Origin of the sequence: Bacillus sp. OK048, assembly GCF_900103525.1 — a bacterium.
GTDB lineage: Bacteria > Bacillota > Bacilli > Bacillales > Cytobacillaceae > Neobacillus.
In genome coordinates, this window is record NZ_FNHN01000003.1 from 78,298 (window position 1) to 90,284 (window position 11,987).

At 37.7% G+C, this 11,987-nt stretch carries 11 protein-coding genes and 1 riboswitch; of the genes, 4 read left to right on the forward strand and 7 right to left on the reverse strand.

Features of this window, described 5'->3' with window-relative positions:
• Positions 1-29: 29 nt before the first annotated feature.
• The 4 genes from BLR86_RS06700 to BLR86_RS06715 all read right to left on the reverse strand — a co-directional run bounded on the left by BLR86_RS06700 (position 30) and on the right by BLR86_RS06715 (position 4,644).
• A complete protein-coding gene (locus BLR86_RS06700) occupies positions 30-1,088 on the reverse strand; it encodes an inorganic phosphate transporter (RefSeq protein WP_090759607.1) in 1,059 nt (352 codons plus the stop codon).
• Between the two features lie 15 nt (positions 1,089-1,103).
• A complete protein-coding gene (locus BLR86_RS06705) occupies positions 1,104-1,820 on the reverse strand; it encodes a phosphoadenylyl-sulfate reductase (RefSeq protein ID WP_090759609.1) in 717 nt (238 codons plus the stop codon).
• Positions 1,821-2,170: 350 nt separating this feature from the next.
• Positions 2,171-2,716 carry a competence protein ComK gene (locus BLR86_RS06710; RefSeq protein WP_090759610.1) on the reverse strand — a complete coding sequence of 182 codons (546 nt, stop codon included), beginning with the start codon at positions 2,714-2,716 and terminating at the stop codon, positions 2,171-2,173.
• A 560-nt stretch (positions 2,717-3,276) separates the two neighbouring features.
• On the reverse strand, positions 3,277-4,644 hold the full coding sequence (locus BLR86_RS06715; protein WP_090759612.1) for an MATE family efflux transporter: 1,368 nt from the start codon (positions 4,642-4,644) through the stop codon (positions 3,277-3,279).
• 190 nt (positions 4,645-4,834) lie between these two features.
• On the opposite strand from BLR86_RS06715, the gene BLR86_RS06720 reads away from it, so the two are divergent.
• A complete protein-coding gene (locus BLR86_RS06720) occupies positions 4,835-6,049 on the forward strand; it encodes an MFS transporter (protein ID WP_090759614.1) in 1,215 nt (404 codons plus the stop codon).
• A gap of 105 nt (positions 6,050-6,154) precedes the next feature.
• On the opposite strand, the gene BLR86_RS06725 is transcribed toward BLR86_RS06720, so the two are convergent.
• Entirely contained in the window at positions 6,155-6,976 is an 822-nt protein-coding gene (locus tag BLR86_RS06725; RefSeq protein ID WP_090759615.1) for a histidinol-phosphatase, read from the reverse strand.
• Between the two features lie 158 nt (positions 6,977-7,134).
• On the opposite strand from BLR86_RS06725, the gene BLR86_RS06730 reads away from it, so the two are divergent.
• Entirely contained in the window at positions 7,135-7,572 is a 438-nt protein-coding gene (locus BLR86_RS06730; RefSeq protein WP_090759616.1) for a hypothetical protein, read from the forward strand.
• 28 nt (positions 7,573-7,600) lie between these two features.
• Here BLR86_RS06730 and BLR86_RS06735 read toward each other — a convergent pair whose 3' ends face one another.
• Positions 7,601-9,427, reverse strand: coding sequence for an APC family permease (locus BLR86_RS06735; protein WP_090759618.1), 1,827 nt, complete (start codon positions 9,425-9,427; stop codon positions 7,601-7,603).
• A 133-nt stretch (positions 9,428-9,560) separates the two neighbouring features.
• Positions 9,561-9,702: riboswitch (cyclic di-AMP (ydaO/yuaA leader) on the reverse strand.
• Between the two features lie 79 nt (positions 9,703-9,781).
• Here BLR86_RS06735 and BLR86_RS25620 point away from each other — a divergent pair.
• On the forward strand, positions 9,782-9,910 hold the full coding sequence (locus tag BLR86_RS25620; RefSeq protein ID WP_139185578.1) for a hypothetical protein: 129 nt from the start codon (positions 9,782-9,784) through the stop codon (positions 9,908-9,910).
• A 134-nt stretch (positions 9,911-10,044) separates the two neighbouring features.
• Positions 10,045-11,364, forward strand: coding sequence for a YheC/YheD family protein (locus BLR86_RS06740; RefSeq protein WP_090759621.1), 1,320 nt, complete (start codon positions 10,045-10,047; stop codon positions 11,362-11,364).
• A gap of 24 nt (positions 11,365-11,388) precedes the next feature.
• On the opposite strand, the gene BLR86_RS06745 is transcribed toward BLR86_RS06740, so the two are convergent.
• Positions 11,389-11,631 carry a glutaredoxin family protein gene (locus tag BLR86_RS06745; RefSeq protein ID WP_090759623.1) on the reverse strand — a complete coding sequence of 81 codons (243 nt, stop codon included), beginning with the start codon at positions 11,629-11,631 and terminating at the stop codon, positions 11,389-11,391.
• Positions 11,632-11,987 lie beyond the last annotated feature (356 nt).

Below are 11,987 nucleotides of genomic sequence, written 5' to 3' on the forward strand. Positions count from 1 at the left end.
TACAGCTTGCAGCCTGCGTAAAGTAATTTCTATTTTTTTACAGCCTCTACTACCGGTTGATTTGATTTTTTCATCAATGACATCACACCGAATACAGAAATCAAGACACCTGCCATCGCGACGATCGGATAGAAATTATGCTCAATCAATAATTGGATAAGTGTATAGGATAGCACCATCGACAGGACTGGTGACACAATCCAGACGGTTAGCAGTTGCACGACAATCCCTTTCTTTAAAACCGACTTGCCGTGCTTGGCAAAACCAATACCAATAATGGATGACGTTGTAATTTGTGTCAGTGGTACAGGAATTCCAAATATCGAAGCTACCGTGACAATAGCCGCTCCTGTTCCAGAGATAACACAGCCCTCTTCTAAACGAAGAGCTGTTATTTTCTTTCCGTTTGTTTCAAGAACACGATGCCCTAACACAAGCGCTCCTAATGCCACACATAGTCCGCCCCAGAAGATACCGTCACCCGTAGAGAGGATATCGGCTCCTACAAGCGGCCCAACTGCATTGGCCACATTGTTCATCCCTGCTGAAAAAGCCTCAAACAGTCCCATAAAAACGACAAGAACGGAAAGGAAAGGTACTGCTTTCGGAGCCTCCATCAAGCATTTAATCTTTTTATTTTTTAAAAATTTAGCAGCAAAGATGGCAATCACAAACGCTGCAAAAGGGGTAAGCAGCCAAAATAGCATAATCCATGCCAAATTAGTGACAAAAACGGATTGATAAACAATTCCTGCACCTACCACAGAGCCGACGGCTACTTCACTAGTGGATAGTGGTATCCCAAATATATTGGCTAAGAATAAAGATAGTGCAGCAGAAGCTAAAACAATAAGTGCAATCGGTACGGTAAAGGTGCTGTTCGGAACAATTCCGCTGCCGATTGTTTTCACGACTTCACCGCCGCCAAGCCATGCACCAAAAAACACTGCAACACTGCATAGTAATAATGCCAGCCTTTTTTTGACCACTCCTGCTCCATAAGAAATCCCCATTGACGCTGCCGCACCACTCGCACCAATATTGATGGCAAAAAATAATCCTATACCAATTGCTATGACTGTGAGCAACCGATTAGCCCCCTTTTAGGATGTGTGCAAGCCACATTCAGTTTTACCACTTCCAGTCCATCTTCCTGATCGTGAATCACCATTCCCATCTACCGGCTGTGTACAAGGAAAACAGCCTATACTTGGGTAATTTTGATCGTGTAAGGTATTATACGGGAGATTTTTTTCTTTGATATAGCCCCAAATTTCGTCCCACGTCCAATGAATAAGTGGACAGATTTTAATATTTTGGAATTTATCATCTTTATTAAGGAATTCCGTGTTTGCTCTTGTCGGTGATTGCTCTCGTCGAAGCCCTGAAATCCATGCTTGTTTAGAAGTTAACGTTTCCCTAAGTGGAATTACTTTTCGGATATTGCAGCATTGATTAGGCTCTCTTTTCCAAAGTGCTGATCCATACTGTTCACGCTGTTCGTCAAGGGTCAATTTGGGCAACTTTCTCTCAATTTTTAACGTAGGAAAGCGTGCTTCGATTTTGTTAATTACCTCATAAGTTTCCGAAAAGTGTAAGCCTGTATCTAAGAAAACGATATGCGCATCTGGCTTTACCTGCTGGATGAGGTCAATTAACACAATTGCTTCAGCTCCAAAACTGGATGCATACACGATTTGGTTTTCTGAATATGTGCGATAAGCCCACTCCAACACTGATTGTGCTCCTTTTGTTTTATCCTCAATCGGGAAAGCATCGGATATTTGACTCCAATTTTCATAAGTTATCGGTATAGTCATGACAAAATCCCCCTAATATTTATAAAAAAACCTTCCCATGTTGGAAAGGCATTCCAAGACCGTTTAACGCCTTTTTTCCAAAATGATGATCATCTTGCTGAAATTTGCACCTTGCAATGCAGGTTGCCAGGCTTTCATTGGATCAGACCTACAGCCACATTTGAAAAGTAATTTGTAATGGTTGGAATTAATCCTACCATACCAATAGGTTTTATGTAAATATAAAATATAAAAATTTCGAAAAATTAATTAATTTATATTGTTTCCCGACAAATAAAAAAAGCGCCACGGACGTTATTCCGTCCAGACGCTGATTAAATAAATATATGTATCTACATTTATGACGTTTTTTAAAGTGTGTAGTTATTCCCGTTTGAACTTTTACTAATATAAAAGTCCTGGATTGGCTCAACATAGAAATGTATTGGGCATTTTAAATGTTTGGAAATTCTTGCTTTAAGCTCTAAGGCTTTATTCCATCTAGTAATAAAGCAACTTTCATTCATATCTAATAATATTGTATGACCAAAACTCGTTGATACTTCTGTTTTACTTCCCCCAACTGGTTTGGTATTTTTTACGTGAATAAGCGAGAACCAAATACAGCTAAGACGTTTCACATTCTTTGTTGGAAAAAGTAATATCCCCTTTTGCGGGTCCACACTAATTGGGCGAATTCTCATTGGAGAATACAGGTATTTTAAACTGCGTGTTGCTCCTAGAAAGTTTGAACCTACATGCAATAAGGATTCCACGATTACATCCGTTGGAGCTTTTTTGACAAGGAAGGTTTCTTCTCCTTCGATTACTTTCGTCCATACTTCTTCCCTATTACTGTACTCATTAGTCATCATGACAGTCTTTTCGTTAATTAAATACTGACCTCTTACTTCCATTAATCAATTACCTCTTTTCTACTATAAGTTATTGATTTTTCTAAGAATAAGAGTATACTAACATAAAGTTGATATACTCAACTTGCCTTGCCCTTGGGTATCTTTCCGCCAAGATCATTACCCGAGGGTAATACTTTTTATCCATATATCCTCTTTTTTTCCACAATATCCCTCCTTAAAAACAGTATATTTTACTAGAAGATATAATGTAAATCTATTATCCTTAAATAATTTTTTCTTTTATTTTCTTACTAATTAGTAATTGGCAGCCTATATTGACAGAGCATTATTTCGAACGTATAATAAATGATTATTTTCCAACATCAATCCTATTTCCCTATGAATACATGCTTCGACATTTATTTTTTCCTCAAAACCCATCTAAATCTACTCAATTTAGCAAACCATTTCCCTTTTCAAACATCATTTCTCCATTTTAACTGAAAATTCCATTTATGCACAAAAAATTCATATTTACATTTTTCGGTGCCTTTTTTTGGTGCCTGTCACCGCTCGTGGACACTGTCCACCTGGAGTGGACAGTGGATTGTTATTTCATTTTAAACCGCTAATTTTTGTGTGTCTATGAATTTTCGTTTTTGGATGTAGATGAGTCTCCACGATAGAGCAATTCCAGCTGCTAATAAACCAGCGGTAAGTCCGAGCCAATACCCTGTTGCACCCAGGCTCGTATAGTTTGCCAGCCCATATCCTACTGGCAGACAAATGAACCAGTACGCAATTAAGGTCATGACAAATGCAAGATTTACATCTTTATAGCCTCTTAATGCTGCCTGTGCTGTGACTTGAATGGCATCGCTAATTTGGAAGAATAACGCAAAGATTAAAAAGTGTGCGATTAAGTTGATGACTTCCACTTCATTCGAGTAAACTCCAGCCACTTGGTAACGAAAAAGAACTACTAACACTCCAGTGATGCTGGCGGTCAGAATAGCCAGATAGATTCCCAGCCAGCTATAGCTTTTGGCATCCTGGTACCTGCGAGCTCCTACTTCATAACCAACCAGAACCGTCAGTGCCATGGATATGCTAATCGGTATCATATATAGAAATGAAACAATGTTTAATGCTGACTGATAGGCAGCAATCGTTGTTACACTAAATTTACTTAAGAGGATTGTCACAACTGCAAACATACTTGTTTCAAAAAAGGATGAAAGTCCCATTGGTACACCAATTTTCAAAATTTCCTTACATTCTGCCAATGAGAAAGCTTTCAGGTTCTCAAAAACAAAAAAAACAGAAAAAGGTTCTTGCGTTTTAACAAGGAATATTGTCATTCCCGTAATCACCCAATAAGTGACAGAAGTGGCGTAACCAGCACCTGCCCCGCCCAGCTCCGGGAAACCCCAGCGGCCAAAGATCAACACAAAGTTCAAAAATAAATTTATTGGTAAAGACAGAAGCAGGATATACATCACGACACGCGTCTTTCCTAATGCATAGACGAACGATCTTAACACGTTAAAAATAAAAAGTGGAAGAATCCCAAAGCTTAAACCAACCAAATAGTCAAAAGCTGTTTTGTGAACATCTTTCGGGAGATTCATCTTATCTAAGATTGGATCTAGTAAGAAAATTCCTAAAACAATCACCACTAAAACAAGTATAAAGGAAAGATAAAGTCCATGCCGAACAACGGATGCTACCTCACTGCCCCGCTTCTCCCCAAAGCGTTGAGCTGCAATAGGTGAAACTGCAAGCAGTATTCCGCTAATCCCTGTAAATATCGGGTTCCAGATTGAAGAACCAATTGCCACTGCGGCAAGATCCGAGGAATTGTATTTACCGGACATAATCGTATTAAAAAACACCATTGAAAACATTCCGAGCTGCGTAATTAAGATAGGAATTAACATGACAAAAATTTGTTTTGTCTTTTCTTTCACTGTAAAAGTCTGATTCATACATTTCTCCTTGAAAACCGACATATAAAGACAAAACCTTATTATACTTTATTTTAGCTTAAATATATAGAAAAATATTTCGAGAACCGAATCAGTTGTTCAAATAATATTAAAAAGGATTATATAGAAATTTCGGAAACCGTAGTATAATAGTATCGTCATTGATTACAAGAGAAACTGGTGAAAATTTGTGCGCTCATATAATGAAAAAATAAGTATTTATCACGGCATGGTTTCGACCATTGCTATCAACCTAGCAGGGAATTTTTATCCCATCTTTGCGATCTCAATTCTTGGGGCGACCAATTATCAAGTTGGCTTGATCACTTCGCTTCCCCCTTTAATTGCGCTGTTAATGACAATCCCTGCTGCAATTTTGTTAAATCGGTTAGAGACACAGAAAATAACAGTCGCAATGGCTGTTGTAGGAGCTCGCCTGTTATTTTTGCTGCTGATAGGTGTTGTCTACCTATCCACACCTTATCAAGCATGGGCATTTTTAATCATCATCGCACTTATGAATGTACCGGCAACTGTTTCAAACATAGGCTGGCAAACACTGATTAGCGGAATGATTCGTGACGACCGAAGGGGTGCTTTTTTTAGTGATCGAAACCGGTTATTGACCATTGCCGGAATGATTTCAACTCTTGTCATCGGGATTATTATGAAAAACCAAACAACCAATGCAAGTGCCTACCAGTGGTTATTTTTTACAGCCTTCCTTTTTGGTTTAGGAGAAGTGTTTTTCTTAATGAAACATAAAGAGAAAACCCAAGCTAGCTCTAGTATGAAAAAATCGTCGATGAACTGGTCGATTTTTCAAGATCATAAGTACAAATGGTTTTTAATTGCTGCTTTATGTTTTAATTTCACATGGCAGATGACATGGGGAATATTCAATATTTATAATGTCAGAATTGTGGAAGCAACCATTCTTTGGATTAGTATTTTTTCGGTGGCTAATCAGTTGGTGCAAATTTTCACATTCCCATTGTGGAAAAAGTGGGCAGAGCAAAAATCAAATACGCTAATGCTTGTTTGGGCTGCCCTTGGAATGGCACTTGTACCATTCCTAACGGTACTATCTACCAATCTTTACTATTTAACAATCATAAATGGACTATCTGGATTTTTTGTTTCCGGCGTTGTACTTTTATTGTTCAACCTTTTATTGGAGCAATCACCAACCGAAACGAGAACGTATTGTATCACGACTTATAATGTCCTGCTATCATTTGTTGCCTTCATTGCACCGCAGATTGGCATCCTGATGTTGGAAGGACTGGGTATTCAAAATTCAATGGAACTAAACTCTCTCATGAGAATAGGAAGTGCATTTATTTTCCTACTCATGTATTTTAAAACTAAACAAAATAGAAAACCACTTTTACTACGAAACTAGTAGTTTTTTCAAGTAGTTTGGCATTTAACAAAAAAATGTAATGGAGAACTCTCCATTACATTTTTTTGTGCCTTTTTCGGTGCCTGTCACCATTTATGCATTAATTCATAAATTGACTGCATATCTCTTTTTCGCTTTAAAGTAATACCATTTTTTGAAGCCTATTTCTTTGAGACGGTTTTGGACTATTTCGAATTCATCTCCTACTCGGTGTGGGTCATGTGCATCAGAGCCGTAGGTTACTTTAACTCCATGAAAGAGTGCTTTTTCTAAGATGTCATCAGCTGGATACCAGCCCCCTACATATTTCGTTTTACCAGAGGTGTTAATTTCGATGACACTATCGCATTGCGCTATGACCTTTAAGGTCTGCTCAACTATTTGAGTTTGGATAGCTGAAAATTCTGGATAGTAGCCCTTCATTGCATCTATATGCCCTAATATTTGAAATAAACCGCTACGAGCGGATTGTTCAATTAATGAATAATACAATTCTTTTGTTCGAACCTTTTCCTCGGAGCTAAGTCCATCCCAACGTGTTTTATTAAAAATACTAACCCCATCCACGTGATGAACGGAGCCAATAATATAATCGAAGGGATATTGATCAAATTGTCGGCGATATTTTTTTACATCCTCTGGAAAGAAATCCGCCTCAATTCCTAAAAGAACTTCGATTTTTCCAGAATACTCTTGTTTTAACTGCAGGACTTCTGCTATATATTCAGGAAACTTGCCTGTCGCCATCGCTAGATGTGGATAAGGATGATCTTCTCTATTTGAAAAGTAAGGAGTATGGTCCGAAATTCCGATGATTGATAAACCTTTTCCAATAGCTGCTTCAATATAATCCCGTATACTTCCCCTTGCGTGCCCGCACCGATCATGATGTGTATGTAAATCAAATTGAAACTTTAAATTATTCATTCATTCATCACCTCTAGCCTCTATTTTCCCATGTTTAGAATCTTTAATTCAAACTATTCAAACTTATAAAAAACTAGACTAATTATTTCTCGCTTGTCCAATCCACGAGACAATCTCTTTCATATATATAATTATTAATTCTTCTTGAGAGGTGCTTTATGCGAAGTTGTAATTGTCGTGCTGTTGTATCCGCTGCTGCTATACCAGTCGATACCTTAATTGACCGGTTTCCATCCAGCGGTATGATTACTGTGTCCGCACGTATTTGTGAAAATCAATGTTCTGCCAAAAACTGTTCTATTTCTATTCTCTATGGTGATCATGCGAATCCAAGCAATAGTTTTGTTTTTAGATCCGTTGTTCCCGGGATACCAATCTATGAACCTGTTTCAGGTGGCGGGATCGGATTGATTGTATCTGCACAAGGTGAAGCATCAGGTGTTATCTTTAATGACATTGTCACTCTTTCAAACATTCATTTTCTCCAAGGGACCATAATCGGTGATGCAATCTGCTCGATTTCTTTACGTGCAAATGGTCGGACGTTTGAAGTACCAGGCTGTATATTTAGGAATTTTGATAACAATCAAAATTGAGCAGCTCCCTTATGGAGCTGCTCATTTATTATTTCTTCAAATGATAGGGAACGGTAGTGATAATTACGTCTCTTTTATATAACAAGTACGCTTTTATTAACAAACTGGATTGATTATGAAGGATGTTATGCCACCCCTTTTTAGGAATAAATTGCGGGATAATTACCGTAACCCTATAATTCGCTTCACTCGCTTTATGCTGAATCGTATCCACAAATTTAGTTAAAGGCTGGATGATACTTCGATAATTGGAATAGAGGGTAACTAGTCTTATCTCCGGCTGCCATTGTTTCCATTTTCCTTCAAACGCCTTCACATCATCGCGCTCAAACGAAACATAGACAGCTAATATTTGATCTGCCCCAAGAGATTTAGCGTAATTTAGTGTATTTTCTACCACATGCGTCATCCCTGCTACTGGAACAATAATGATGTTTCCTTCAATAGGAACTGGAGTTTCGTCAGAATTTAATCTTAGTTGCTCACCCACTGCATCATAATGTTTTCGAATTCGGTAAAAAGCAAACACAATGATTGGTAAAAATATTATTACTGGCCACACTTGGGCGAACTTTGTTAAAAAGAACATGCTGGTTACCAAAAAACAAATAACTGCCCCCATGGTATTGATGAATAGCTTTAAGATCCAGCCCTGTGGCTTTTCGCGAAGCCACTTTACCATCATCCCTGTCTGTGACAAGGTAAAGGGAATAAATACACCCACAGCATATAGCGGGATTAAATGCTCCGTTTGACCATTAAAAAATACAATTAACAGAATCGAAGACAATCCAAGCGTAATGATTCCATTAGAATATCCAAGCCGATCTCCTCTAATCTTAAACATTCTCGGGATAAATTTATCGTTAGCGAGATTTACTGCCAGTAAAGGAAACGCAGTATACCCCGTATTAGCAGCGAGAATTAAAATTAATGCGGTAGTACCTTGGATAAAGAAGTACATAAAATTCCGCCCGAATGTATGCTCTGCTATTTGTGAAACGACCGTTACCTTTTCATTTGGGGCAATCCCATAATAATAAGCTAATAGGACAATTCCAGAAAATAATATTGCTAGTAACCCCCCCATTGCACCTAATGTTTTAGCAGCGTTATTTGGGGCAGGGTTTTTAAAATTAGGAATGGCATTGGAAATTGCTTCTATTCCTGTTAGCGCTGAACTTCCAGATGCAAATGCCCGTAAAAGAAGAAAAAGTGATATCCCTGCGATAGGTGTACCTACAGGTGTATGCAAATCGTTAGGAACCTGCCCGGTCAAGATGTTGAAAATTCCTACGCCGATTAAGATGAATAGAGCAAGGACGAATAAATAAACAGGATATGCTAAAATAGAAGCAGACTCTGTAACTCCTCTTAAGTTTAAGGTTGTGATTAATAAGACAAAAATAATGGCTATCACCACATTATGTTCATGTAGCGCTGGAAACGCTGATGTTAACGCATCGGTTCCGGCTGAAACACTTACCGCTACAGTTAAGATATAGTCTACGAGTAAGGAGCCGCCTGATATAAGCCCATAATTCATACCCAAATTTTCCTTCGAAACTACATAAGCTCCACCCCCATGAGGATAAGCAAAGATAATTTGTCGATACGATAATATTAACGCCATTAACAAGATTAAAACTCCGATAGCAATTGGCACAGAATACCAAAATGCAGCCGCTCCAACCGTCATTAATACGATCAAGATTTGCTCCGGGCCATACGCGACGGATGATAGAGCGTCAGAAGAAAGAATCGCCAAGGCTTTTGTTTTATTTAGTTTTTGTTCGCCTAATTCAGTTGACTTTAAGGGTCTGCCAATTAAAAATCTTTTGACTGAAGAAACCACTTTTCCCACTCCCAAGTAACTATGAATGTTAACTAATTTTCATTACTAACTTGCGTTTAAATGCACAAAAAAATGCCTACAAGTCAAAGTTTAATAGACCTGTAGACATATATGCGCTGTCAACAAGCTCCACCTTCCTTCTCATTAACGCTTACGAGGTTAGCTGTCGGATTCGGGCCATTGAGTAGCCCTACCTAATTAAAGGATTCACCCCTTGGATATACTATCCATATGAATGGTTCCCCCGCACCAATTGGTCTCAGCGATTTAGAAATATGAAACTGTGATTATCATACTCCTGTGTTTCTCAAATGTAAATCAAAAATTTATAGTAATAAAAGATTGGAGAAATTAATGTCTAAAAAGAAAAGACCTTTGATATCTAATGTTTTTTTAGATGAATTGGCGAAGGAAATCAATCAATTAAATGGGGTTCCCGAGGAAAAAAATGAAGATAATATGAATGATGAAAAAGAGAAATGATTTAGTTAATTCATTTTTCAGGATAATAATAGTTCACTTGTCCAATTTGTAAGAATCCCCCCCATTTTTCAAACAACATTGATTACTGCTACATATAATAACATATCCAGCATTAATGGTTAGGGGGAATTAAAATGGAAAATGTTATTCTGCTATTGAGTAACACCAGTTCCAAAGGAAGAATGACACTACATCCCAAACTAGCAGAATCAATTGGAATTACACACACAACTAGCAGGCTTATCAGATTTGGAGCAAAAACCTTTCAAACCACTATAGACATTTCCAATGAACTGCCAGCAAATGGGGCAAGCCTATCTCTAGATATTTTGGACATGCTGAATATTCCTCAGCACTGTCAGCTTGAAATCAAGCAGAATGGCAACGAATTACAAATTGGTCCCTTCATTGGTTTATTAGCTGGTTATTATCTCAGCTCAATCAAGAAAAATCTTGATCAACTTCGGGATTATATCATTCATTACCGGGAGATAAAGGGGGCTATCCTTGTTTTTTCTCTTGATCATGTTGATAAAATCAATCATACAGTAAAAGGATTTCTTTATAATCCTCGATCTAAACAATGGGAAGAAGGAACCTACCCATATCCATCTTCTATCTTTGTGATGACTTCTACTGTAAGCTCAGCTTGGATTCAACATTTCAAAAAAGTTATAGGCAATGTAGTTTTTAACGACTTCTTTCTCAATAGATGGTCTATCAACAAGAAGTTAAGTAGTTCTATTGGGGTAAAGTGTTACCTGCCTGAAACCAGTCTCTATGGTTCACCTCAAGATCTGTATTACTTTTTAAAAAAATTCCAAAATTTAACAGTTAAACCACTAAACAGTGCCCATCGGTCAGCAATAAATGTAATCTTAAATGACTCCAACTCTCTGGTTACCACAAATCTAAGGACAATGGAAACCAATCATTATAAATTTAATAATAGAGATCAAGTCTATTCTATCTTTAGTAATTATTTTAAAGAGGGAGAACACTTGATTCAGGAAACCATTGAAGTAACTGGTTACCGAACCATTACGATACGAATTATTACGGTTAAGGACCATCTTGGACAGTGGCAGGCTATGGGGTTGTTTACAAGGGGTGAACAATCTGGAAACAATTCCGGTACATTGCAGCCTTTGGTCAAATTTCAAAAAGAAATGGTAAAAGAATTTTTGCAGCAAAGTCATTTGCTTGCTTCCTTGACCTATCAGGAATTAATCCATATTGCCATTGACACTCTCAAAGAAATCGAGAGCATGGGGGTACATTTTGCCAATGCGGCCGTAGATATGACGATTGGAGAATTAGGTGATATCTGGATTTCTGAAATTGACCACCGCCATCCAACACACGAAATTGCATTAATAGCAGGCGATCCCGATCTTTACTATGAAATTCTAAAAACCAATATGCTTTATGCAAAAAAATTGGCAGGTTTTTAAAAATACGAAAAGAGCTAACCAATATTAGCTCCTTTTTGCTATTTCCATTATTTCCTTTAGTTCATTTGTAAAACCTTTTACAGCTTTATTTCCTAACACCGTTACCGGGACGCCTAGAAAGCCGTACTTCTCGACTTCTGTTTGATAGTCTGCGTTGGTTGAAATATTTCTCACCTCAAAAGCTATCCCTTCCTCAGTAAGGACTTTTTTAACCATTGTGCACTCAATACAGTCGTTTGTGGTATAGACGATGACACCTTGAGCCATTTATTTCCCTCTCCTTTTGTCTGTTGTTACTCTTCATTAATAAATAAGTTCTGCTGTTATATTATCATTTATGGGGAACACTCTGAAAGAATACTGCCTCTGTCTTCTTTCTCACTCTTTATTGAGCCTAAGAAAGACACTCAAATTCGGTGTAGAGATCATTTATTTTAACATTAATCGACAACATATATTGACATTAAAACACCGAAAATGTCTGTTCCTGCGCTTTCCCAAGAAATATAAAAAAATCCATTCTACTCTGATTTTCATACTTCGCACAAGAAAATGTCCACCCCCAGGTGGACATTTGTATTTTAGTGGTGCCTGTCACCATATCTATCAATTCGCTATCTAGT